At 72.6% G+C, this 23,407-nt stretch carries 25 protein-coding genes; 17 read left to right on the forward strand and 8 right to left on the reverse strand.

The window, feature by feature from the left end:
• Positions 1–55: 55 nt before the first annotated feature.
• Positions 56–2,209: a S9 family peptidase gene (locus ACVHNB_RS05630; RefSeq protein ID WP_428952503.1), complete on the reverse strand. Its 2,154-nt coding sequence runs from the start codon at positions 2,207–2,209 to the stop codon at positions 56–58.
• 163 nt (positions 2,210–2,372) lie between these two features.
• On the opposite strand from ACVHNB_RS05630, the gene ACVHNB_RS05635 reads away from it, so the two are divergent.
• The 8 genes from ACVHNB_RS05635 (at position 2,373) to ACVHNB_RS05670 (ending at position 9,656) form a co-directional block, all read left to right on the forward strand.
• Entirely contained in the window at positions 2,373–2,567 is a 195-nt protein-coding gene (locus ACVHNB_RS05635; protein ID WP_428952502.1) for a hypothetical protein, read from the forward strand.
• A gap of 31 nt (positions 2,568–2,598) precedes the next feature.
• Entirely contained in the window at positions 2,599–3,507 is a 909-nt protein-coding gene (mshB, locus tag ACVHNB_RS05640; RefSeq protein WP_456227544.1) for an N-acetyl-1-D-myo-inositol-2-amino-2-deoxy-alpha-D-glucopyranoside deacetylase, read from the forward strand.
• Positions 3,507–3,956: a DUF6113 family protein gene (locus ACVHNB_RS05645; RefSeq protein ID WP_428952500.1), complete on the forward strand. Its 450-nt coding sequence runs from the start codon at positions 3,507–3,509 to the stop codon at positions 3,954–3,956. The genes mshB and ACVHNB_RS05645 overlap by 1 nt, the downstream gene beginning before the upstream one ends.
• A 143-nt stretch (positions 3,957–4,099) precedes the next feature.
• Positions 4,100–6,106, forward strand: a complete 2,007-nt coding sequence (locus ACVHNB_RS05650; protein ID WP_456227545.1) for a hypothetical protein — start codon at positions 4,100–4,102, stop codon at positions 6,104–6,106.
• Between the two features lie 97 nt (positions 6,107–6,203).
• The gene (locus ACVHNB_RS05655; RefSeq protein ID WP_456227546.1) at positions 6,204–7,124 is read left to right on the forward strand and encodes an ABC transporter ATP-binding protein; all 921 of its coding nucleotides are present in this window, start codon (positions 6,204–6,206) and stop codon (positions 7,122–7,124) included.
• Positions 7,121–7,861 carry an ABC transporter permease gene (locus tag ACVHNB_RS05660; RefSeq protein ID WP_428952497.1) on the forward strand — a complete coding sequence of 247 codons (741 nt, stop codon included), beginning with the start codon at positions 7,121–7,123 and terminating at the stop codon, positions 7,859–7,861. Before ACVHNB_RS05655 ends, ACVHNB_RS05660 begins: the two co-directional genes overlap by 4 nt.
• The gene (locus tag ACVHNB_RS05665; RefSeq protein WP_428952496.1) at positions 7,858–9,027 is read left to right on the forward strand and encodes a sensor histidine kinase; all 1,170 of its coding nucleotides are present in this window, start codon (positions 7,858–7,860) and stop codon (positions 9,025–9,027) included. The genes ACVHNB_RS05660 and ACVHNB_RS05665 overlap by 4 nt, the downstream gene beginning before the upstream one ends.
• Positions 9,024–9,656, forward strand: coding sequence for a response regulator (locus ACVHNB_RS05670; RefSeq protein ID WP_428952495.1), 633 nt, complete (start codon positions 9,024–9,026; stop codon positions 9,654–9,656). Before ACVHNB_RS05665 ends, ACVHNB_RS05670 begins: the two co-directional genes overlap by 4 nt.
• Before the next feature lie 22 nt (positions 9,657–9,678).
• Here the strand turns inward: ACVHNB_RS05670 and ACVHNB_RS05675 are convergent, their stop codons facing one another.
• Positions 9,679–10,572, reverse strand: coding sequence for a transglutaminase-like domain-containing protein (locus ACVHNB_RS05675; protein ID WP_456227547.1), 894 nt, complete (start codon positions 10,570–10,572; stop codon positions 9,679–9,681).
• 49 nt (positions 10,573–10,621) lie between these two features.
• Positions 10,622–11,680 carry a GNAT family N-acetyltransferase gene (locus tag ACVHNB_RS05680; RefSeq protein ID WP_428952493.1) on the reverse strand — a complete coding sequence of 353 codons (1,059 nt, stop codon included), beginning with the start codon at positions 11,678–11,680 and terminating at the stop codon, positions 10,622–10,624.
• A 140-nt stretch (positions 11,681–11,820) separates the two neighbouring features.
• On the opposite strand from ACVHNB_RS05680, the gene fdxA reads away from it, so the two are divergent.
• Both fdxA and ACVHNB_RS05690 read left to right on the forward strand, forming a co-directional pair.
• Complete coding sequence (gene fdxA / locus ACVHNB_RS05685; RefSeq protein ID WP_111666449.1) at positions 11,821–12,141, forward strand: ferredoxin; 321 nt, start codon at positions 11,821–11,823, stop codon at positions 12,139–12,141.
• Between the two features lie 119 nt (positions 12,142–12,260).
• Entirely contained in the window at positions 12,261–13,364 is a 1,104-nt protein-coding gene (locus tag ACVHNB_RS05690) for a bifunctional succinyldiaminopimelate transaminase/glutamate-prephenate aminotransferase (protein WP_428952492.1), read from the forward strand.
• Between the two features lie 25 nt (positions 13,365–13,389).
• Here the strand turns inward: ACVHNB_RS05690 and ACVHNB_RS05695 are convergent, their stop codons facing one another.
• Together ACVHNB_RS05695 and ACVHNB_RS05700 are read right to left on the reverse strand one after the other, a co-directional pair.
• On the reverse strand, positions 13,390–13,833 hold the full coding sequence (locus tag ACVHNB_RS05695) for an ATP-binding protein (RefSeq protein WP_428952491.1): 444 nt from the start codon (positions 13,831–13,833) through the stop codon (positions 13,390–13,392).
• A gap of 298 nt (positions 13,834–14,131) precedes the next feature.
• The gene (locus ACVHNB_RS05700) at positions 14,132–15,079 is read right to left on the reverse strand and encodes a heavy metal transporter (RefSeq protein WP_456227548.1); all 948 of its coding nucleotides are present in this window, start codon (positions 15,077–15,079) and stop codon (positions 14,132–14,134) included.
• Between the two features lie 115 nt (positions 15,080–15,194).
• Between ACVHNB_RS05700 and dapE the strand changes: the two genes are divergently transcribed.
• Together dapE and ACVHNB_RS05710 are read left to right on the forward strand one after the other, a co-directional pair.
• Complete coding sequence (gene dapE / locus ACVHNB_RS05705) at positions 15,195–16,274, forward strand: succinyl-diaminopimelate desuccinylase (protein WP_456227549.1); 1,080 nt, start codon at positions 15,195–15,197, stop codon at positions 16,272–16,274.
• Positions 16,275–16,361: 87 nt separating this feature from the next.
• Complete coding sequence (locus ACVHNB_RS05710) at positions 16,362–17,111, forward strand: LOG family protein (RefSeq protein ID WP_428952488.1); 750 nt, start codon at positions 16,362–16,364, stop codon at positions 17,109–17,111.
• Between the two features lie 27 nt (positions 17,112–17,138).
• Here ACVHNB_RS05710 and folP read toward each other — a convergent pair whose 3' ends face one another.
• Positions 17,139–17,999 carry a dihydropteroate synthase gene (folP, locus tag ACVHNB_RS05715; protein ID WP_428952487.1) on the reverse strand — a complete coding sequence of 287 codons (861 nt, stop codon included), beginning with the start codon at positions 17,997–17,999 and terminating at the stop codon, positions 17,139–17,141.
• Positions 18,000–18,142: 143 nt separating this feature from the next.
• Between folP and ACVHNB_RS05720 the strand changes: the two genes are divergently transcribed.
• Together ACVHNB_RS05720 and ACVHNB_RS05725 are read left to right on the forward strand one after the other, a co-directional pair.
• Positions 18,143–18,535, forward strand: coding sequence for a DivIVA domain-containing protein (locus ACVHNB_RS05720; RefSeq protein ID WP_428952486.1), 393 nt, complete (start codon positions 18,143–18,145; stop codon positions 18,533–18,535).
• Complete coding sequence (locus ACVHNB_RS05725) at positions 18,532–19,125, forward strand: DNA-3-methyladenine glycosylase I (protein WP_456227550.1); 594 nt, start codon at positions 18,532–18,534, stop codon at positions 19,123–19,125. Before ACVHNB_RS05720 ends, ACVHNB_RS05725 begins: the two co-directional genes overlap by 4 nt.
• Positions 19,126–19,132: 7 nt before the next feature.
• Here ACVHNB_RS05725 and chcB read toward each other — a convergent pair whose 3' ends face one another.
• Positions 19,133–19,936: a 2-cyclohexenylcarbonyl CoA isomerase gene (gene chcB / locus ACVHNB_RS05730; RefSeq protein ID WP_456227551.1), complete on the reverse strand. Its 804-nt coding sequence runs from the start codon at positions 19,934–19,936 to the stop codon at positions 19,133–19,135.
• Positions 19,937–20,259: 323 nt separating this feature from the next.
• Here chcB and ACVHNB_RS05735 point away from each other — a divergent pair, with 323 nt between their 5' ends.
• Positions 20,260–20,427, forward strand: coding sequence for a DUF3117 domain-containing protein (locus ACVHNB_RS05735; protein WP_003966491.1), 168 nt, complete (start codon positions 20,260–20,262; stop codon positions 20,425–20,427).
• 140 nt (positions 20,428–20,567) lie between these two features.
• Here the strand turns inward: ACVHNB_RS05735 and ACVHNB_RS05740 are convergent, their stop codons facing one another.
• Positions 20,568–21,266, reverse strand: coding sequence for an O-methyltransferase (locus ACVHNB_RS05740; protein WP_428957560.1), 699 nt, complete (start codon positions 21,264–21,266; stop codon positions 20,568–20,570).
• A gap of 145 nt (positions 21,267–21,411) precedes the next feature.
• Between ACVHNB_RS05740 and sigE the strand changes: the two genes are divergently transcribed.
• Both sigE and ACVHNB_RS05750 read left to right on the forward strand, forming a co-directional pair.
• Complete coding sequence (gene sigE, locus ACVHNB_RS05745; RefSeq protein WP_203643261.1) at positions 21,412–22,191, forward strand: RNA polymerase sigma factor SigE; 780 nt, start codon at positions 21,412–21,414, stop codon at positions 22,189–22,191.
• Complete coding sequence (locus tag ACVHNB_RS05750; protein ID WP_456227552.1) at positions 22,188–23,183, forward strand: anti-sigma factor family protein; 996 nt, start codon at positions 22,188–22,190, stop codon at positions 23,181–23,183. Before sigE ends, ACVHNB_RS05750 begins: the two co-directional genes overlap by 4 nt.
• The last annotated feature ends 224 nt before the right edge of the window (positions 23,184–23,407 follow it).

Here is a 23,407-nt window from a genome sequence, read left to right on the forward strand (position 1 = left end):
CGTGCGGGTGCCGTGGACCGGGCCGGAGCGCGCCATGTCGCTCCGGCCCGGTCATTCATCCGGCCAGGCCCAACGACCGCTTCAGGAAGTCCACCTGGAGCAGCAGCAGGTTCTCCGCGACCTGCTCCTGCGGCGTCATGTGGGTCACCCCGGACAGCGGCAGCACCTCGTGGGGCCGCCCGTCCGCCAGCAGGGCGGAGCTCAGCCGCAGCGCGTGCGCGACGACCACGTTGTCGTCGGCGAGGCCGTGCACGATGAGCAGCGGCCGGTGCCGGTCCGCGGCCTGCGAGAGCCCGTCGTCCGTCACCAGCGAACTCGCCGCGTACGTCTGCGGGGACGCGCCCGGGTCGCCCAGGTACCGCTCCGTGTAGTGCGTGTCGTACAGCCGCCAGTCCGTCACCGGCGCGCCCGCGATCCCCGCGTGGAAGACGTCGGGCCGGCGCAGCACGGCCAGCGCGGACAGGTAGCCGCCGTAGCTCCAGCCCCGCATCGCCACCTTGGACAGGTCGAGCGGGAACCGTCCGGCCAGCGCCTGTACCGCCGTGACCTGGTCGTCCAGGGTCACCGTGAAGTCGCCGCGGACCGACTTCTCACGGCCGGGCGAGATGCCCGGGGTGCCACGGCCGTCCGCGACGATCACCGCGAAGCCCTGGTCGGCGAACCACTGCGAGGTCAGATACGGGTTGTGGGCCGCCATCACCCGCTGCCCGTGCGGCCCGCCGTACGGGTCCATCAGGACCGGCAGCGGCCCGTCCCCGTCCGCGTACGACGAGGGGAGCAGGACGGCGCACGGAATGCCGTCCGCCTCGGTCAGCGTCACGCGCGGGGAGAGCAGCGGGCGCTCGGCGTGCGAGGCAACCTCGGCGACGTGCTTGCCGGCGCGCTCGACGCGCACCCGTGCGCCGGGCGAGTCGAGCGTGGCGGAGACGAGGACGGTGACGTCGCCGGAGCGCACCGCCGAGTGCACTCCGGGACCGGTCGAGACGCGCTGCACGCCGAGCTCGTTGACCCGGTAGACGTGCACCTCGCCGGTCTCCGGGGCCTCGGCGCCGGCCCCTGCCGAGGCGGAGATCAGCACATCGCTCGCGCCCACGTCGAGCACCGCCCGCACATGCAACTGCGGCCCCGTCAAAGGCCGTTCGCCGACCGCGAGGACCCGCGCGCCGCCCTCGTCGGCGATCCGCACGAGCTGCCCGCTGGGCGACCAGCACGGCACCCCGGGGAACAGCTCCAGCCACTGGTCGTCCTCGTCGGCGTGCACCATCCGCGTCGAGCCGTCGTCGACGTTCACGGCCAGGTACAGCTCGCTGAGCTGGTCGCGCGCCTGCACGAGCAGCAGCGGGGCGCCGTCCGACGACCAGTGGACGCGGGCCAGGTAGGGGTAGGCCGTCCGGTTCCAGTTGATCTCCGTGCGGGTGCCGTCGAGGCCGTACGCGAACAGCCGCACCTCGGCGTTGGGCGTGCCGGCCGCCGGATAGGCGTTGCGCGCCGGCTCGCGGTCCGGGTGCGCCGGGTCGGCGATCCACCAGCGCCGTACGTCCGCGTCGTCGGCCCGGGCCACCAGGAGCCGGTCCGAGTCGGGCGACCACCAGTACCCGCGGTACCGGGACATCTCCTCGGCCGCGATGAACTCCGCGAGCCCGTACGTCACCGTCTCCGACTCCGGGGAGGCGAGCACCCGGTCGTCCTCGCCCTCCGCGCCGACCACCCGCAGGGCGCCCTGCGCGACGTACGCGATGTGCCGCCCGTCGGGGGCCGGGCGCGGGTCCAACACCGGTCCGGACACGGGGAGTTCCCGTGCGGTGCCGGCGCGCAGCTCGGCCGTGAAGAGCCGGCCCGACAGGGCGAACGCCGCCAACTCGGCCGCCGCGTCCGTCGCGTAGCCCACGATGCCGGCGCCGCCCTCGCGGCTGCGCTCGCGCCGGGCCCGCTCCTCGGCCGACAGCCGCTCCGAGGTGCCGCCGAGGAGCGTCACCGGGTCGGCGGCGAGCCGCTCCTGACCGCTCGTCACGTCCAGCACCCACAGCGCGTTCGCCCGGTCGGTGCCGGTGGCGGAGCGGAGGAAGACGACGCGTTCCCCGTCGGGCGCCACCGTGAAGGCGCGCGGCGCACCCGAGGTGAAGCGCTGCGTGCGCGCGTGCTGCCGGGGGAAGGAGTACGTCGCGGTCCCGGTGTCGGGTCCGGTGTCGGTTCCGTTCTCGGTGGTCATCCCCGAAGCCTAGGGCGGAAGTCGACCATGCGCCCCCACGCGCTCCCTGCCGCCCCCGGTGCCCCCTCGCGGTGACTCATGCACGACGACGGATAGTTATGATCAGTAGCGCTGTGTGGGTAGGAATCCGTCGGCGACCGGATCACTTTGGAGGAGGACCGCTGTGGCACTCTCGATCTCGGCCGTGGTGCTGTTCGCGATCATCGTCTTCATCCTGATCAAGAAGTCGGGACTGAAGGCCGGGCACGCGGTCGTCTGCGTGCTGCTCGGCTTCTATCTGGCGAGTTCGTCCGTGGCTCCCACGATCAAGGAGCTCACGACGAACGTGGCGGGCATGATCGGCGACATCAAGTTCTAGCCCGCGGGGCCAGGGGTTCTAGGCTGGGGGTATGACCGAACTGCCCGGCCGGCGCCTGCTCCTCGTGCACGCGCACCCCGACGACGAGTCGATCAACAACGGCGCCACGATGGCCAAGTACGCCGCCGACGGCGTGCACGTCACGCTCGTGACCTGCACGCTCGGCGAAGAGGGCGAGGTCATTCCGGACGAACTGGCCCATCTCGCCCCGGATCGCGAGGACCTGCTCGGCCCGCACCGCATCGGCGAGCTGACCGCCGCCATGAAGGAGCTGGGCGTCACCGACCACCGCTTCCTGGGCGGCCCCGGCCGGTACCGGGACTCCGGGATGATGGGCGCCGAGCAGAACGGGCGGCCCGGCGCCTTCTGGGCGGCCGACCCCGACGAGGCGGCGGCGTACCTGGTCGCCGTGATCCGCGAGATCCGGCCACAGGTCCTCGTCACGTACGACCCGGACGGCGGCTACGGCCACCCCGACCACATCCAGGCGCACCGCGTCGCCATGCGCGCCGCCGATCTCGCCGCCGAACCGGCCTTCCGGCGCGATCTCGGAGATCCGCACACGATCTCCAAGATCTATTGGAATCGTGTGCCTCGCACGATCGTCGAGGAACGGTTCCGCGGACTCGCGGACACGCTCGACCGCACGCCCTTCTCCGTCGCCGCGGTCGTGGCCGACGTGCCGGGCGTCGTCGACGACGCCCGCGTCACCGCCGAGATCGGCGGACGCCCCTGGGGTGAGCGGAAGGCCGCCGCGATGGCCGCGCACGCCACCCAGGTCGACGTCGCCGACGGGCTCGACGACTCCCGGGTGTTCGCCCTGTCGAACGGGCTGGCGCAGCCCCTGTTCGACGTCGAGTACTACGAGTTGGTGCGGGGCGAGCCCGGATCGGCGTACGAGAAGGACCTGTTCGAGGGCATCGAGGGAGAACGCGCGTGATGAGCAGCGGCAAGAGCGCCGGCGGCGCCGGAACCGGCAGGTCCGCGGCGCACCAGCCCGACCTCCCCTTCAGCCTCGCGCTCACCCCGGCCAGGACCGCCGCGCTGCTCGCGCTGGCCGTGCTCGGCGCGCTCGTCGGCCTCGCCGGCGCACTGCTCCAAGGGGGCTGGTTCCCGGGCGGGTTGCTGCTCGCGCTGGCCGGCGCGGCCGGGCTGTTCCACGGCGGGGCGCGGCTGACCCGTGGTAGAGCCGGGGCCCTGGCGCCTGCGGCGGGCTGGCTCGTCGCGGTCATTCTGCTCACCGCGAGCCGTCCCGAGGGTGACTTTCTGTTCGGTGCGGGACTCGGCTCCTACCTCTTCCTCCTCGGAGGGATGGCCGTGGCTGTGATGTGCGCCACCCTTGGCCTTTCACAGCAACCACCCGCGTCCGCCGCCCGACTTGGGAAGTGACGTACCACTTCGAGCCATGGCCCGTTCGGGATTCACCATCCGTCACACCGTGACGTCCTGGCGCGGCCAGTATGGTGGTGCGCGCCGCCGAGCAGCCCGCGTGAGGTCGAGACGGGCGGCGGAGCCAACCGGGAGAACCTGCTTTGAGTCGTGAAACTGACAGTTCGTCCTCCGGGCCCCAGGGGCGCGGCGCTGCCGCCTACCCGTCGGGGACGCCTCCGTACGGAACGTCCGCGCAGGGCGCGGCCTCCGGCGACGCCGACCCGCTGGGCCAGGTGCCCCCGGGCGACCAGGGCACCCCGGACGCACCCAGGACCGAGACCACGCTGACGACGCGGATCCGGATCAACATCCCCGGCTCGCGTCCGATCCCGCCGGTCGTGATGCGGACGCCGATGAGCGACGTCGACGGTGCGCCCCAGGACGCGGCCGTCGGCGCCGACGCCCAGGACCGGGCCCCCGAGCCCGGCCCCGACACGCACCGCCCCTCCGCGCTCGCCGGGTACGCCGCCTCGAGCACGGACAGCGGCGCCGGTGCCGCGCCCGCCGCGGGCCCCGGCGACTCCGCCGAGGCCAAGGCGCCCCGCGAGGAGAAGACCAGCGACTGGTTCGCGCCGCGCAAGAGCTCCGCCGGCCGCGGCGCCGCGGCGAACGGGGCCGGCGCCGCGGCGTCCGGACCGGCCGCGGGCGGCCCCCCGAGCGCCCCCGGCGGCGGCACTCCGTCCGGCACGTCCGGCGGCTTCGACGCGACCGGCGCCCAGGGCGGCGGCGCCGCGCCGCGCCCCGGCACCGACCGCGGCGACCTGCCCTATTTCTCCGGCAACGCGGGCGCCCCGGACCCCGGTGCGCCCCGCCGCGGGCCCGCCGGCCCGACTTCGGGGCCCGCCACCGGCGACGGCCCGATGGTGACGCCGGCCGCGCCCGATCCGTCGGTCCGCCCCGCGCCGGGCGCGCAGAACCCGCCGCGGATGAGCGACGACACCGCGATCCTCACGCCGCAGAAGCCGGCGCCCGAGCCGCCGGCCGGCAATGTCTCCGGTGACACCCTCACCAGCGGCATCCCGGTCGTCCCGCAGCCGGGACAGGGCGGCCCCGGCTCCCCGTTCGCGCCCGGCGCCCAGGCGCCCGCGCCGACCCCGCACACCCCGCCGAAGCTGCCCGACCCGGTGCAGAGCGCGCCGGCCCCGGCCCCCGCGAAAAAGAAGAAGGGCCGCAACAAGCTGGTCCTGCTCGGCGCGGGCGTCGTCGGCGTGGCCGGAGTCGCCTACGGCGCGGGCCTGTTGATGAACCACTCGGACGTGCCGAAGGGCACCACCGTCCTCGGCGTCGACATCGGCGGCGGCACCCGTGACCAGGCGGCCGCCAAGCTGGACGACACCCTCGGCAAGCGCACCACCGAGCCGCTGAAGCTCGAGGTCGACGGCAAGACGGTCGAGCTGAAGCCGGACCAGGCCGGCCTGTCCCTGGACAGCGCGGCCACCGTGACCGCCGCCGCGGGCAGCGACTACAACCCGGTCTCCGTGATCGGCTCGCTGTTCGGCAACGGGCGCGTCGTCGACCCGGTCATGCCGGTCGACGAGGAGAAGCTGCACGCGGCGCTCGAACAGGCCGCGGGCGGCGCCACCACCTCCGGCGACGGCACGATCAAGTTCGTCCCGGGCAAGGCCGTCGCCGTCTACGGCAAGGCCGGCAAGGGCATCGACGTCGACCGGTCGACCGAGGCCGTCGAGAAGGCGTACCGGGCACAGGTCGAGACGGGCACGTCCGCACCGGTCCAGGTCGCGACGACGGAGCGGCAGCCGACGATCTCGGACGCCGAGGTCGACCGGAAGATGGAGCAGTTCGCGAAGCCCGCGATGTCCGCCAACGTCACGATCACGGCGGGCGGCAAGCAGATCGACTTCGGTCCTGCCATCTCGCTGCCGAAGGTGCTCGGCATGAAGGCGGTCGACGGCAAGCTCGTCGAGACGTACGACCGGGAGGCTCTCAAGGAGCTCTACGGCAACACGTTCGACGGCGTCCTGATCACCCGCGGCACCGGCAAGAAGACGCCGGTGCAGCCGACGGACGTCGCCTCGGCGATGAGCAAGGCCCTGCTGGGCAAGACCAAGGCCGAGCGCACCGTGGACATCCCCACGAACCCGAGCTGATCCGCGCGCGCCGCGAGTCCCGCATGACAACTGTCATGCGGGACTCGCGACGCCCGACACTGCCCCGCGCCGTCGCCGACCGGCGACGATGGGCCGCATGAACACAGACGCAGCGGTCACCTTCACCGGGGTGACGAAGTCCTACGGCGCCGTCAAGGCCGTCGACGGCCTCAGTCTCGCCCTGCACCCGGGGGAGACCGTCGCCCTGCTCGGCCCGAACGGGGCCGGCAAGTCCACCACCCTCGACCTGCTGCTCGGCCTGCGCCCCGCGGACACCGGCGACGTCCGGGTCTTCGGGCAGGCGCCGCGCGACGCGATCGTCCAGGGCCGCGTCGGCGCCATGCTGCAGAGCGGCGGGCTGATGGACGAGGTGACGGTGCGCGAGCTCGTCCAGCTCGCCGTGGCCCTGCACCCCAAGCCGTACCCGGTCGGCGACGTGCTCTCCCGCGCCGGCGTCACCCAGATCGCCGACCGCAAGGTCAACAAGCTCTCCGGCGGCCAGGAGCAGCGCGTCCGCTTCGCCCTCGCCACCGCGGGCGACAGCGACCTCATCGTCCTCGACGAGCCGACGACCGGCATGGACGTCTCGGCCCGCCAGGCGTTCTGGGCGACCATGCGCGAGCAGGCCGACCAGGGCCGCACCGTGCTGTTCGCCACGCACTACCTGGAGGAGGCGGACGCGATCGCCGACCGCGTCCTCGTCCTGCACCGCGGCCGGCTCCTGGCCGACGGCACCGCCGCCGAGATCAAGGCGAAGGCGGGCGCCCGCAAGGTCTCCTTCGACCTGGAGGGCGAGATCGACACCGCCGCCATCGAGGCGCTGCCGTTCCTCACGCGCGTGGACGTCTCCGGCCAGACCGTCCGCATGCAGTCCACCGACGCCGACGCGACCGTCCACGCGCTGTACGGGCTCGGCGTCTACCCCCGCAACCTCGAAGTCGCCGGACTCGGCCTGGAGCAGGCCTTCGTCGCCATCACGAACGCAGAAGAGGCCGCTCAGGAGGCGAAGGCGTCATGAACAGCCTGATCAAGCTGGAGATCACCCGCGCCCTGCGCAACAGGAAGTTCCTGTTCTTCTCCGTGGTCTACCCCTCGATCCTCTTCCTGCTGATCGCCGGCTCGGCCGACAGCACGGACATCGTCGACGGCACGGGCCTGGACCTGCCCTCGCTCATGATGGTCTCCATGGCCTCCTTCGGCGCCCTCACCGCCGTCCTCATGGGCAACAGCGAGCGCATCGCCAAGGAGCGGGAGAGCGGCTGGGTACGGCAGTTGCGGCTGACGACGCTGCCCGGCCGCGGCTACGTCCTCGCGAAGACCGCGAGCGCCGCCGTCGTCTCCCTGCCGTCCATCGTGGTCGTCTTCGTCGTGGCCGCCGTCTTCAAGGACGTACGGTTCGACGCCTGGCAGTGGCTCGCGCTCACCGGCGCGATCTGGGCGGGCAGCCTCTGCTTCGCCGCCCTCGGCGTCGCCCTCGGCTACCTCGCGTCCGGTGACGCCGTCCGCCCGATCACGATGATCGTCTACTTCGGCCTGTCCATCCTGGGCGGCCTGTGGATGCCGACCACCACGTTCCCGCAGTGGCTGCAGGACATCGCCACGTGGCTGCCCACGCACGCCTACGCCGCCCTCGGCCAGGCCATCGAGCTCGGCAACGCCCCGCACGCCAAGGACGTCACGCTGATCGTCGCGTACTTCCTGCTCTTCGCGGGCGGCGCGGCCTGGCTGTACCGGAAGGACACGTTGAAGGCGTGAGCACGCAGACGTCCGGGCCGGACCGGGGCCCGAAGGTCGGGCAGCCGCCGGAGAACCGCCGCGAGTTCTACGTGAAGCTGCTGTGGATCGCCATGTGGCTGGCCTTCCTCGGCAGCCCGGTGGCCGATCTCGTACAGGGCGGCCACAGCCCGCTCGGCACGGTGCTCGGCTGGCTGGGCCTGGCCGTGTTCGCGGGCTGCTACGTGGGCCTCGTCCTGCGGCAGACCGGCCGCCCGATGCGCCGGCGCGCGGCCCACGGCTGTCTGGCCGCGCTGCCGGTGTTCGCCGTCGTCCTGCCCCTCACCCTCGGGTCCGACTGGCTCGTCCTGTTCGTGTACGTCGCCGTGGCCTGCGGCGCCGTCCTGCCACTGCGGCGGGCCCGCCCGGCGATCCTCGCCACGACCGCCGCCCTGCTCGCCGTCGGGCTGCTCATCGGCACCAGCCCGGAGTACTGGCTGATCATCCCCACCCTGCTCGGCGGCTTCTCCATGATCGGCGTGCGCGAACTGGTGCGTACGACGAAGGAGTTGCGGGAGGCCAGGGCCCAGGTCGCCCAGCTCGCCGCGAACGAGGAACGGCTGCGGCTCGCCCGCGATCTGCACGACCTGCTCGGCCACTCCCTCTCGCTCATCACGCTCAAGAGCGAACTGGCGGGCCGGATGCTGCCGGACCACCCCGGCAAGGCGGCCGACCAGGTCGCCGACATCGAGAAGGTCAGCCGCCAGGCCCTGGTCGACGTGCGCGAGGCCGTCACCGGCTACCGCCGCCCCCGCCTGTCGGCCGAACTCGCCGGAGCACAAGCCGTGCTGACGGCGGCCGGCATCACGGCGGACGTGCCCGCCGACCTCCCGGACCTGCCCGGGACCCAGGAGGCGACGCTCGCCTGGACGCTGCGCGAGGCCGTCACCAACGTCGTACGGCACAGCGGGGCACGCCGCTGCACGGTCACCGTCGTCCGCCGCGAGACCCTGGACGGCCCGGTCGTCGAGCTGAGCGTCGAGGACGACGGCACGGGCCCGTCCGGGACGCCGCCCGGCAACGGCCTGGCCGGACTCGCCGAACGCCTCGCCGCGGTCGGCGGCACGCTGGAGTCGGGCGCGGCGCACGGGCGCGGCTTCCGCCTGGTGGCCCGGGTCCCCGCCGCCTCCGTAGGATCCGCCGCATGAGCACGGAGAACGACGAGGGCGCCGGGATCAGGGTCCTGCTCGCCGAGGACCAGTCGATGGTGCGCGAGGCCCTCGCCGCCCTGCTCGGCCTGGAGCCGGACATCGAGGTCGTCGCCCAGGTGGCGCGCGGCGACGAGGTGCTGGCGGCGGCCCGCGCGCACGCGGTGGACGTGGCGCTGCTCGACATCGAGATGCCGGGCTGCACGGGCATCGAAGCGGCGGCCCAACTGCACGCGGAGCTCCCGGAGTTGAAGGTGGTGGTGCTCACCACCTTCGGCCGCCCCGGCTATCTGCGCAGCGCCATGGAGGCGGGCGCCCACGCGTTCCTGGTGAAGGACGCCCCCGCCGCCCAGCTCGCCCGGGCCGTCCGCACGGTCCTCGCGGGCGAGCGCGTCATCGACCCCACGCTCGCCGCGGCGGCCCTGGCGGAGGGCGCCAACCCGCTCACGGACCGCGAGCGCGAGGTGCTCCGCGCGGCGGCGGACGGGCGCACCAACGCGGAACTGGCCGCCGCCCTCAACCTCTCCCACGGCACGGTCCGCAACTACCTCTCGCTGGCGATCCAGAAGCTGGCGGTACGCAACCGCGCGGAGGCGGTGCGGGCCGCCCGGGAGAAGGGCTGGCTGTGAGAGGGAGCCGCCCGGGAGCGGCTCAGTTCAGCATGGCCCGAGCCGCCCTGGCCTGGCTCAGCACCTGTTCCGCGGCGGCGGCGTCCACCGCCTCGACGACCTGCGCGTACGCCTCCAACTCGGCGGCGCCGGTGAGGAAATCGGCCCGCTGCACCAACAGCTGGGCCCGTTCGTAGCGCAACCGCGCCGGATGCGACGGCAGCAGCAGCGACAGTTCGACGGCCCACAGCGACACGTCCGAGCGCTCGGGCCGCGTCGCCGCCCAGGCCCGGATGTTGTTGAGGATCCGCAGCACGATCTCCAGCGGACCGGCGGGCCGCAGCATCGACGGGTCCAGCGGCGCCCCCGTCGCCCCCGCGACCAGCAGCTCCGCGTCCGGGCCGGTCAGCACCCGCCCGGCACCGAACGGATCGGCCAGCACCTGCTCCTGGAAGGGATCGCCGTACGAAGCTCCTTCAGGGGCGGTGTCCGGGTGACCAGGAGGCGTGCCGAACCCGACCACGAAGTGCCCCGGCAGCGCCACCCCGTACACCGGGGCCCCGGCCCGCCGGGCCACCTCCATCCAGACCACCGACAGCAGGATCGGCAGCCCGCGCCGGCGCCGGACCACCTCGTGCAGCAGCGACGACTCCAGGCGCTGGTAGTCGGCCGACGACCCGTGGAACCCGCGCCGCGCGCCGAGCAGTTCGGCCAGCGCGGTGGCCCAGGACCGCGGCCCGCCCGGACGGAACGGCAACTGCCCGGCCAGCTCGTCCAGTTCGATCTGCACGGCGTCCATACCGGCCTCGTCCAGCGAGCCGTCGGCATGCGCGGCGAGCAGCAGGCACAGCCGCGCGAGGTCCGGCCGCTCGGACCGCGCCTCCTCGGCGAACCGGCGTCGCAGTTCCGTGGAACGGGGGGACAGGTGGGGGGACATACGAGCCTCGTGCCCTCTCAGACCGATCGATAGCGCGATCGACAGCGGGTCACCGGGTGCCCCGCTCCGGAGCACGGTAGTGGTGATACGCGTGATGTGTGGCGAAACCCATCCGGTCGTACAGCGCACGCGCCCCGTCGTTGTCGGCCTCGACCTGGAGCCAGGCCGCCGACGCGCCCTCGTCGAGCGCCTGTCGCGCGAGCGCCGTCATCACGACCGTGGCGAGCCCGCGCCGCCGGTACGCGGGATCGACCTCGACGGCGGCGAACCCGGCCCACCGTCCGTCGACCACGCACCGGCCGATCGCCGCGGGCGTGTCCCCCTCGCCGGGCACCGACGCGAACCACACCGAGGGCCCGGCGCACAGCACCTTCAGCGCGACCTCGCTCGCCCCCTTGCGCTGGTAGCGCGCGAGCCACGCCTCCCCCGGCTCACGGCCGAGCACCACCCGCGGGTCGTCCGGCGCGTCCCCGATGGGCGCGAGCGCCGCGATCCGCAGCTCGGCACTCACCTCCCGCACCCACCCGCGCGCCTCCAACTCGGCGCACAGCAGCTCCTGCGTGCCCTCGGCGCCGGTCGCGGTCTGCGCGTACGCGGGCAGCCCCCGGGCGTCGTACCAGTCCCGCACGCGCAGGAGCGCGTCGTCCAGCGGAACACCCGGGTCGCCCACGGGCAGCACCGAGTTGGCCCGCCGGGTGAAGCCCTCCCGTCGCCCGACCGCCGCCCCACCAGGACGCGCTGCGCGCGGCACCTGTTCGACGGCGGCCCGCAGCTCCCAGTCACCGAGCCGCTCGCTCTCCAGCGGCTGCCAGGCGCGGGACGAGATGTGGGCCAGCTCCGCGTACGTGGCGGAGGGGCCACGGCGGCGCGCCGGTTCGGCCGGCACGACCTTCCCCGCGACCAGCGTGGACTCGTCGACGGACACCTGCTCGCCGGTTCTTCGTGTGATGAGCAGCACACCGTTGTCCCACGATGTGAGAACCCCGACCGTGTCGGTGAACTTCCGACCCGCGGACCTCTCCTCACTCACCCGTCGCACTGACACGCGTTTTCCCACGTCAGCACGGGTAACGCGAAGCTCGAGCCGTCCGCCCGCAGTGAATTCCACAGCTCGGTCCACCCCTCCTGTTCGGATCATGCCCAGGAACGGAGATACTAGGGGCGGGCATCGACGACGCCGCGCTCCCGCGCGCCAGGCGGCGGAGCCTGCGGAGGCCCGCCAGCGCCCTATCGAGGAGGAACGACAGCGTGACCTACGTCATCGCGCAGCCTTGTGTCGACGTCAAGGACAAGGCGTGCATCGAGGAGTGCCCGGTCGACTGCATCTACGAGGGCTCCCGGTCCTTGTACATCCACCCGGACGAATGCGTCGACTGTGGTGCCTGTGAGCCGGTCTGCCCGGTCGAGGCGATCTTCTACGAGGACGACACTCCGGAGGAGTGGAAGGACTACTACAAGGCGAACGTCGAGTTCTTCGACGAGCTCGGTTCGCCCGGTGGTGCCTCGAAGATGGGTCTGATCGAGAAGGACCACCCGTTCATCGCCGCGCTGCCGCCGCAGAACCAGTAACTGCGCACAGCGGTACGCACAGGCGCTGCCCCGGTCCCGTACGGCTTCGACTGCCGTACGGGACCGAGGCGTTTGTCCACCCTCCCGAGGGCCCTACGCAAGAGAAGTGAGCTGACCCGGTGTCCGCAGTCCCCGCTCCTGTCGACCGCCTCCCCACCTTCCCCTGGGACAAGCTGGAGCCGTACAAGAAGACGGCCGCTGCGCATCCGGGCGGCATCGTCGACCTGTCCGTCGGCACGCCCGTCGACCCGGTGCCCGAGCTGATCCAGAAGGCGCTGATCGACGCCGCCGACTCGCCGGGCTACCCGACGGTGTGGGGCACCCCCGAACTGCGCGACGCGCTCGTCGGCTGGTGCGAACGCCGCCTCGGCGCCCGCGGCTTCGGCCACACGAACGTGCTGCCGGTGGTCGGCTCCAAGGAGCTCGTGGCCTGGCTCCCGACCCAGCTGGGCCTCGGCCCCGGCGACAAGGTGGCCTACCCGCGCCTCGCGTACCCGACGTACGAGGTGGGCGCCCGCCTGGCCCGCGCCGAGCACGTGGCGTACGACGACCCGACGGACCTGGACCCCGAGGGCGTCAAGCTCCTGTGGCTCAACTCCCCGTCGAACCCGACGGGCCGGGTGCTCTCCAAGGACGAGCTGACCCGGATCGTGGCCTGGGCCCGCGAGCACGGCATCCTGATCTTCTCGGACGAGTGCTACATCGAACTGGGCTGGGAGGCCGACCCCGTCTCGGTCCTGCACCCGGACGTGAACGGCGGCTCGTACGAGGGCCTGGTCACCGTCCACTCGCTGTCCAAGCGCTCGAACCTGGCGGGCTACCGGGCCGCGTTCCTCGCCGGTGACGCGAAGGTCCTCGGCGACCTGCTCCAGATCCGCAAGCACGGCGGCATGATGACCTCGGCCCCGACGCAGGCGGCCGTCGTCGCGGCGCTCGGCGACGAGCAGCACGTGCGCGACCAGCGCGCCCGCTACGCGGCCCGCCGCGAGCTGCTGCGCGAGGCGCTCCTGCAGCACGGCTTCCGCATCGAGCACAGCGAGGCGAGCCTGTACCTGTGGGCGACCCGCGGCGAGTCCTGCTGGGACACCGTCGCGCACCTCGCGGAGCTCGGCATCCTGGTCGCGCCGGGCGACTTCTACGGCGAGGCCGGGGCCTCGTTCGTCCGGGTCGCCCTGACGGCATCGGACGAGCGCGTCCGGGCGGCCGTCGACCGGCTGGCCTGACCGACACCGCGAAGGGGCGCGGGACTCAGCCGAGCGGCAGGCCCTTGACCGGGAGGGAGTCGGTCGGCAGGCCGCCCTGGGTCAGGGAGTCGGTGGGCAGACCGCCCTTGGTCGCCGTCCCGGCGGTGTCGCCGACCACGTCACCGGCGCTGCCGGCCAGGTCGCCCGCGGCCTTCTGTGCCGCCGGGGTGGCGGTCTTGGCGCCCTTGCCGACCGTCTTGCCCGCGGCCGGAACGGCCTTCTTCACGGCCTTGCTTCCGGTGTCCCCGGCGAGGCCGGTGGCGTTCTGGGTCGCTCCGTCGACGGTGTTGCCCAGGTTCGCGCCGTCCAGCGCGGTCACACCGCCGAGGTCGGGCGTGGCCGGGAGCTCGGCAGCGCTCGCGGAGCCGGCCGCACCGACCACGGGCGCCGCTCCCGCCGCAACGAGCAGCGCGACGCGGGCGATCCGGCGGGTCAGGGGGAGGGACATGATGCTCCTTAGACGGGAGAGAACGTTTGTCGTCCGGCTGCCGTTCGGCGATCGGACGCCGTGACAACAGCCCCAAGGCCCAGGAAGGTTGCGGGTCGGCAACGTAAAGGGTTGGTAATGCGTCGCATAATCACTTCCGGATAAAAACGGGCAAACGACATTGCCCCCGGAGAGCTGAAAAACCCTTACGCCCCTTTGCTGACAGGGGAATCGAGAGAGGCCCCGCACTCCGCCCGAAGAGCTCCGCCCGACGTCCGTCGCGCATGATCGGCGTGCCCCGATCGGGTGATCGGCCGCACTACTGCCCGGTGACGATTCGGACCTCATCGACGGAGGGGGACGTCGCCGCGGCGGCTCCCGCGCCTCCCTCGGCCGACGCCCTGCGCCACTCATTCCCGGCATCTCCCGCGGTCCACTCGCGGCCCGCGTAGGAGACCCGTTCGATGCGCAACACGGACGAGTTGGCCACGGCCCACTGCGCCAGCTCCCAGCCGCGCTGGCGCTCCCCGCCCTGCGCCGACTCGACGGTCGCGGGCACCGGCACCCGCACCGAGCGCCGGTCGCGGCCCGCCGCGGGCGCCACGTCCGCCCCGAAGTCCCGGACGAGCGCGGCCTTCACGCGCGCCGGATCGCCGGCCCGCGCACCGTCGGCGCCCGTCGGCCGGCCCTCGCAGGTCAGCGACGCCGCGGCCCGGCCGGTCAGCGAGGCGGACAGCAGCGTGGCGTCCGGCTCGTGCTTCGCGTACGCCTGCGGATAGCCGCTGCGCTGCACCCGCTGCGCGGCCACGGTCAGCGGCAGCCGCGAGTAGCCGGGGATCTTGTCCAGGTGCGCGTAGAACCGGTCCGCCGCGTACACCGGGTCCATGATCTGCTTCGCGCTGCCCCAGCCCTCCGAGGGGCGCTGCTGGAACAGGCCGAGCGAATCCCGGTCGCCATGGCGGATGTTGCGCAGGCCCGACTCCTGCAGCGCGGTCGCCAGCGCGATGGTGACGGCCCGCTCGGGCATGCCGCGGGAGGTGCCGACGGCGGAGATCGTCGCCGCGTTCGCCGCCTGCTCGGCCGTGAACTCGTAGCGCGCCCCGGCGCCCTGCTCGGAGGTCGCCGAGACGACCACGCATTTCGGGGTGCCCCGGCCCCCGGTGGCGTACTGCACGGCCACATAGGTGGCCACGGCGAGCAGCACGATGACCGCCGCGCCGATGCGCAGGAGTCGGCCGCGCCGAACGGAGGAGGGGGGCTCAGACACGCGTCCAAGGTACTGGAGGCCGCGACGAGGGGTGACAGGCCCGTCACCCACGGACGATCAAGCCCGTCATCCAGGGGCGACCGGCCCGCCGGCCACGGGGGATAGGGTCGACGGCATGGACCGCACCTCACTCGACCTGACCCAGGACGCCGCTCTCCTCACCGCTCAGCTGGTCGACTTCCCCTCGCCCAGCGGCAGCGAGAAAGAGCTCGCCGACGCCGTCGAGGCGGCCCTGCGCGCCCTGCCGCACCTCACGGTCGACCGCCACGGCAACAACGTGGTGGCGCGCACGAACCTGGGCCGCTCGGAGCGGATCATCCTCGCGGGCCACATCGACACGGTCCCCATCGCCGACAACGTGCCCTCGCGCCTCGACGCGGACGGCACCCTGTGGGGCTGCGGGACCAGCGACATGAAGTCGGGCGTCGCCGTCCAGCTCCGCATCGCGCAGACGGTCACGGAGCCCAACCGCGACCTCACGTTCGTCTTCTACGACAACGAAGAGGTCGCCGCGCACCTCAACGGCCTCGGTCACGTGGCCGACGCCCACCCCGACTGGCTGGCGGGCGACTTCGCGATCCTCCTGGAAGGGACCGAGGGGCTCGTCGAGGGCGGCTGCCAGGGCACGCTGCGCGTCATCCTGAAGGTGAAGGGCGAGCGGGCCCACTCCGCGCGCGCGTGGATGGGGAAGAACGCCATTCATGCCGCGTCCCCCATTCTGGAGAAGCTGGCCGCCTACGAGCCGCGCAAGCCGGTCGTCGACGGCCTGGAGTTCCACGAGGGCCTCAACGCCGTACGTGTCGAGGGCTTCGTCGCCACGAACGTCATCCCCGACGCCTGTGCCGTCACGGTCAACTTCCGTTACGCGCCGGACCGGTCGATGGAGGAGGCCGAGCAGTTCGTCCGCGACTTCTTCGCCGACTGCCCGGTCGACGAGTTCGTCGTGGACGACCACACGGGCGGCGCCCGGCCCGGCCTCACGCACCCCGCCGCGGCCGCCTTCCTGGCCGCCGTGGGCGGCGAGCCGCGCCCCAAGTTCGGCTGGACGGACGTCTCCCGCTTCAGCGCGCTCGGCGTCCCCGCGGTGAACTACGGGCCCGGCAACCCGATCTTCGCCCACAAGATCGACGAGCGCGTCGACACGGCGCTGATCCTGGAGGCGGAGAAGCGCCTGGCGGCCTGGCTCACCAGCTGACACTCCGAGGTCCCTCGGATGTAACCCGCGTAGACCTACCCTTGCTCTACGTAAGCGCGCGATACCTGCGCATGGAGGGAGCGGACCATGAGCAACCCGGAGGGCAAGCGGCATCCCAAGGAGCAGCGGACGGGGCCGGTGATCCGCCGCCGCGACCAGGTGCAGCCCGGGACGAGCGACCAGCGTCTGCTCGACACAGAAGGACCCTCGGGGTGGGTGCACACCGACCCCTGGCGGGTCCTGCGCATCCAGTCCGAGTTCATCGAGGGCTTCGGCACCCTGGCCGAACTGCCGCCCGCGATCAGCGTGTTCGGCTCGGCCCGCACCCCGGAGGACTCGCCCGAGTACGCGGCGGGCGTCGAGATCGGCAAGGCACTGGTGGAGGCCGGTTTCGCGGTCATCACCGGCGGCGGCCCGGGCGCCATGCAGGCCGCGAACCAGGGCGCCGTCGAGGCGAAGGGCATCTCGGTCGGTCTCGGCATCGAGCTGCCCTTCGAGCAGGGCCTCAACCAGTACGTCGACCTGGGTCTGAACTTCCGCTACTTCTTCGTGCGGAAGACGATGTTCGTGAAGTACGCGCAGGGCTTCGTCGTCCTGCCCGGCGGCCTCGGCACCCTGGACGAGCTCTTCGAAGCGCTCACCCTCGTGCAGACCACGAAGGTGACCCGCTTCCCGATCGTGCTCTTCGGTACGCAGTACTGGAGCGGCCTCGTCGACTGGCTCAAGAACACGGTCATCGCCCAGGGCAAGGCGAGCGAGGCCGACCTGCTGCTCTTCCACGTCACGGACGACGTGGAGGAGGCCATCACGCTGGTCACCAAGGAGACCGGCAAGTAGGACGGCTGCGACGGCTGCGGACAGGCCCTACGCCAGTCCCCGGCGGGCGACCGCCGGGGGCCGGTGGCCCGCGATCGACGCCACCATGTCCAGCACCTGCCGGGTCTCGGCGACCTCGTGCACCCGGTAGACCTGCGCGCCGAGCCACGCCGACACGGCCGTCGTCGCCAGCGTCCCGATCACCCGCTCCTTGACGGGCTTGTCGAGCGTCTCGCCCACGAAGTCCTTGTTGGACAGCGAGACGAGCACCGGCCAGCCGGTGTCCACCATCTCCGGCAGGCGCCGCGTCGCCTCCAGCGAGTGCCGCGTGTTCTTCCCGAAGTCGTGCCCCGGATCGATCAGCACGGACTCGCGCGGTACGCCGAGGGACACGGCCCGCTCCGCGTAGCCGACCGTCACGTCCAGGATGTCCGCCATCACGTCGTCGTACGTGACCCGATGCGGCCGCGTACGGGGCTCGGCGCCGCCCGCGTGCGTGCACACGATGCCCACCTTGTGGCGCGCCGCGACCTCGGCGAGCTTCGGGTCGACGCCGCCCCAGGCGTCGTTGAGCAGATCCGCGCCCGCCTCGCACACGGCCTCGCCGACCTCGTGCCGCCAGGTGTCCACGCTGATGATCACGTCCGGGAAGCGCCGTCGTACCTCGGCGACGAAGCCGACGGTCCGCCGCGCCTCCTCCGCGGCGTCGACCTCCTCGCCGGGGCCCGCCTTCACCCCGCCGATGTCGACGATCTCGGCGCCCTCGGCGATCGCCTGTTCCACACGCGCGAGCGCGGGCTCGTCCCGGAACGTGGCGCCCTGGTCGTAGAAGGAGTCCGGGGTCCGGTTCACGATCGCCATGATCACCGGCTCGTGCGCGTCGAACTCGCGCCGGCCCAGCCTGAGCATCCCTGTGACTCTCCTCTGGATCCCACTTCAACGGTCGCCTGCGACCTTAACTGTCGGTGCGGCATGGCACGATCGGAGCCCGACGGTTTCGGGATGCCCGTGTACGCAGGTACCGGCCCGGTCGAGTCCAGGAGACGGCAGCGATGGTCATGTTCTTGTTTCTGGTCGCCGCGCTCGTCGTGGTGGTCGCGGCGGTGACGCTCGCGGTCCTCGGCGGGGGCGACGGCGGCGCACTGCGCGACGAGCCGTCCCAGTTCTACGCGGATCCCCTGCCCCCGGACCGCCCGGTGGGCCGCGCCGACGTGGAGGAGCTGCGCCTGCCCACGGCGGTGCGCGGCTACCGCATGGCGGAGGTCGACGACGCGCTGAACCGGCTGGGCGCGGAGCTGGCCGAGCGCGACGCGCGCATCTCCGAGCTGGAGTCCGCGCTCGCCGTGGCCCACGCCCAGGCCCGGCAGCCGGTCGACCGGCGCCCCGACACGGGCTTCGCGCCGCCCGGCGGGTACCAGGGCGAGACGGGGGAGGGCCTCCAGTGAGCGAGCCGGCCGGCGACGCCGTCCCCGGGCCCGACGGCAGACTGCGCTGCCCCTGGGGCCTGTCGACCGAGGACTACGTCGCGTACCACGACGAGGAGTGGGGCCGCCCGGTCCACGGCGACGACGCGCTGTTCGAGCGCCTGTCCCTGGAGGCCTTCCAGTCGGGCCTGTCCTGGATCACGATCCTGCGCCGCCGTGAGACCTTCCGTGCCGCGTTCCGCGACTTCAAGATCGCGGCCGTGGCGGCCTTCACCGACGCCGACCGCGAGCGCCTCCTCGCCGACCCCGGAATCATCCGCAACAGAGCCAAGGTCGACGCCACGCTCGCCAACGCGCGCGTGCTCGCGGACTGGTCGCCCGGCGAACTCGACGAGCTGATCTGGTCGTTCGCCCCCGACGCGGCCGGCCGGCCGGCCCCGAAGCTGCTGGCCGACGTACCGGCGATCACCGACGAGTCGACGGCCCTCTCCAAGGCCCTGAAGAAGCGCGGCCTGCGCTTCGTCGGCCCGACGACGGCGTACGCGCTGATGCAGGCGTGCGGGCTGGTCAACGACCACTTGGCCGACTGCACCGCCCGCACACCGGCGTGAGCGCTGCTCAGCGTCCCAGGTAGTTCGGCTTCTCCTTGGCGATGAAGGCCTGTACGGCGATGGTGTGGTCCTGGGAGGCGCCGGCCCGGGTCTGCAGCTCGTCCTCCTTGTCCAGGGCCTCGTCCAGGGAGTGGTCCGCAGCGAAGGCGACCGACTCCTTGAGCGCGGCGTAGGCGACGGTCGGCCCCGCGGCCAGCATCAGGGCCAACTTGCGTGCTGTGTCGGCGAGTTCGGCGGCGGGCACGATCCGGTTCACGGCCCCGATCTCGAACGCCTCCTGCGCCGAGATGGAGCGCGGGAACAGCAGCAGGTCGGTGGCCCGGCCCGGTCCGACGAGCCGCGGCAGCGTCCACGAGACACCGGAGTCCGCGGTGAGGGCGACACCGGCGAACGAGGTGTTGAACGTCGCCGTGTCCGCCACGATCCGGTAGTCCGCACAGAGCGCGAACCCGAAGCCCGCACCCGCCGCCACGCCGTTCACCGCGGCCACGACCGGCTTCGGCATCTGCGTCAGCGCCCGCACGATCGGGTTGTAGTGCTCCCGCACCGTGCTCATGGTCTGCCCCGAGCCGGCCTCCCGGTCCGCCACCAGGGACCCGACGTGCTCCTTGAGGTCCTGGCCGACGCAGAACGCGCGGTCCCCGGCCGCCGTCAGCAGTACGGCCCGCACCGCGTCGTCAGCGGCGGCCGCCTGCACCGCGTCGCGGAGGGCGACCTTGGCCTCGGTGTTCATCGCGTTCATCGCCTCGGGGCGGTTCAGCGTGATCGTCGCGAGCCCGTCGCTCACCTCGTAGAGCACCGTGTCGGCCATGACACTCCTCCTACTATGCGGTTGCTTAGTCGTCCGAGCTCAGCATGACGGAGATCACGGCTCTTGGAGCACCCCCGGTATGTGACCTGCGTCAAACAAATTCACGACGGGAGGGGTGCGCGAGTGGCGCAGTATCGCAGTCACATCGCCGAATTGGGTGGTTTTGCTCAAGCGCGTTGCGCAAGCGATGCCGACTGATGTTGGTCATCGGGTCCCGCGATGCGGGATAATGGCCTGGAAGCAATGTGTTCGATGCCGGTGACGTGTGCCCGTTCAGAGGGCCGTCGGCTGACGATGAGCTGGTTTCAGGAAGGGGAACGAGCATGGCGGCCATGAAGCCGCGAACGGGTGACGGCCCGCTCGAGGTGACCAAGGAGGGGCGGGGCATCGTCATGCGCGTTCCGCTCGAAGGCGGCGGTCGGCTCGTAGTAGAGCTGACGCCGGACGAGGCCGATGCCCTCGGCGACGCCCTGAAGAAGGTCGTCGGCTGACGCGGAAGCGACCATAACCTTTACGACTGCCCCGGCACACATTTGTGCCGGGGCAGTCGTACGTCTTAGGGTTCGGGCCCGCTCCGGCCGGCGGCTTCACCGGGTGCGTGCGGCCCGCGACAGGATCCGCCGGACAGGACCTAGCGCTTCACGGCGCAGAGCAGCCCGTCGCCGACCGGCAGCAGCGTCGGCAGCAGCTCGGGGGACTCCCGCACGGCCCGCAGCAGCTCCCTGAGCCGGACGACCTCCACCGGCTGCGGCCCCGAGTCCACGGTCCGCCCGTCGGCGAAGACGCCCTCGAAACACACCAGGCCGCCGGGCCGCAGCAGGCGCAACGATTCAGCGAGATAGTCGAGGCTCTCCATCCGGTCGCCGTCGCAGAAGACCAGGTCGTACCCGCTGTCGGCGAGCCGGGGGAGTACGTCGAGGGCGCGCCCGGGGATGAACCGGGCCCGATTGCTGGCGAAGCCCGCCGCCCGGAACGCCTGCCGTGCGAACTGCTGCTGCTCCGGCTCGGGATCGACCGTCGTCAGGACGCCGTCGGGCCGCATCCCGTGCAACAGATGGATTCCGGACACGCCGGTGCCCGTGCCGATCTCGGCGACGGCCTTCGCCCCCACCGTGGCAGCGAGCAGCCGCAGCGCGGCGCCCGCGCCGGGGGACACCGAGCGCAGCCCCGCCTCCCGGGCCCGGTCGCGGGCCCAGCGCACAGCGTCGTCCTCGGCGACAAAGGCGTCGGCGAACGCCCAGCTCGTCTGCCGGTTGCCGGTAATGGCCCTCTCCTGTCCCCGTGGTTGCCTGCGCGTGACTTTATCCGTTGGTGCCGGGAACTCGCAGATGGGACCGGGCGTTTGAAGAGGCAGGGGGAAAGAGCAGGCCGAAGCGGGGGACAGCGGGATGGCGACAGCGACAGAACGGGCGGTCGAGAGCCGACCGGCAAATCTGAGTAAAAACGCTTATCCGGAGCTAACGGGCGAGGTGGCTATGGTAGGGGCTCCACTGGACACCACCAGAGCCGACAGGGGAGGTGCGGCTGCGCCTGTGGATCGGGGAGGAGTGCTGCGGCGCTTTCTCAGGTCGGCGGGTGAGCCGAAATCTGTGACCAACACCGCTGACCGATTCCGCACCGTTGACTCCGCGCAGCAGACCGCGACCTTTGCCGCTGACGCGGAATCGCAGGCGTGGACTCCGCCCACCTGGGAGGAGATCGTCAGCACGCACAGCGGCCGGGTCTACCGGCTCGCCTACCGCCTGACCGGGAACCAGCACGACGCCGAGGACCTCACGCAGGAGGTCTTCGTCCGCGTCTTCCGCTCGCTGTCGACGTACACGCCGGGCACCTTCGAAGGCTGGCTGCACCGCATCACGACGAACCTGTTCCTGGACATGGTCCGCCGCAAGCAGCGCATCCGCTTCGACTCGCTCGGGGACGACGCCGCCGAGCGCCTGCCCAGCCGCGACCCGTCGCCGCAGCAGGTGTTCAACGACGCGCACTTCGACGCCGACGTCCAGCAGGCCCTGGACACCCTTGCGCCCGAGTTCCGTGCCGCCGTCGTGCTGTGCGACATCGAAGGTCTCTCGTACGAGGAGATCGCCGCGACCCTGGGCGTGAAGCTGGGCACGGTCCGCAGCCGGATCCACCGCGGCCGCTCGCAGCTGCGCAAGGCGCTGCAGCACCGCTCGCCCGAGGCCCGCGCCGAGCGCCGTACGCTCGCGACCACGGGGGGGATCCCCGTCCTTGGAGGAGGGGGCGCGACCGCGTGAGTGGATCACGTCTCAATCCTGCCGAGCGCCAACAGACCGCAGCTGACCAGCACCTGGGTGACCGACTGGCCGCCCTGGTCGACGGTGAGTTGGACCACGACGCCCGCGAGCGTGTTCTCGCGCACCTGGCGACCTGTGCCAAATGCAAGGCCGAGGCCGACGCGCAGCGCCGGCTCAAGAGCGTCTTCGCCGAGGTGGCCCCGCCGCCGCCGTCCGAGAGTTTCCTCGCCCGCCTCCAAGGGCTGCCCGCCGGAGGTGACAGCGACGGTGGCACCCCACCGTTCGGGGGAGGCGGCTTCGGTACGGGCCGCGCCTTCGGCAGTGGCCCGGGCTTCGCGGGCGGCGTCTTCGACGTAGCCCCCGAGCCGTTCGGCTACGCGCCGGCCGGCGCGCACGCCGCCGTGCTCCCCGGCGAGCAGCGCGGCTTCCGCATCCACGAAGTCGGCCGTCCCGACCGGCACGAGAGCGACCGGGCCTCGCGCGGGCGCCGCTTCGCGTTCGCCGCGGCCGGAGCGGTGTCGCTCGCCGCGATCGCCCTCGGCGGGGTCACCGCCGGCGTCCCGGCCGACACCTCCGACGCGCGCGGAGGCGGCTCGGGCAGCAATGCCACGCCCCTGCGCAGCCAGGCGGCCGGCGCCGCGACGGTGTCCGAGAACCAGCGACGCCGATCGCTCTCCCCGCTGCTCGGCCAGAGCGGCGGTGCCCTGGCGGTGCCGGTCTCGCCGACCCGGGCGAGCGCGCCGCTGCTGCCCGGCGGCGGCCATGGGGCGAGTGCGGAGTACCCGTTCTCGACGCCGCTGCTGTCCGGAGCGGCACGTATGTCGCCCCTCATACGTCCCGCCGCACCGGCGCCCACGGTCGAGGTGGCGCTGCAGCCGCACGCGACGACCGAGGTGACCGAGGTGACCGATTTCGAGGGGACACCGGCCGGGCTGGCCGCGGCGTCGGCACCCTCGCCGACCCTGTCCTCCCGGTCGTCCTCGGTCCGCTGACGCCCCCTGCGCCTGCGCGGCCGAACCTGGTTGAATCCAGGTGAGGCCGCGCGTCGGGTGATGACCAGGACTGCGCGCAGAGGAGCCCGCGGTGTGGTGCCGTGGGCCAGGTGTGGGGAGAGCGGCGGGACATGGACGAGGGCAAGCCCACAAAGGCCAAGTGGTGGAGCCGCCCCCGACCGAACGCGGCGAGCGCCGCGGGCGACGACGGCGACTGGCACCTG

It is taken from the genome of Streptomyces sp. YJ-C3 (genome assembly GCF_053891275.1).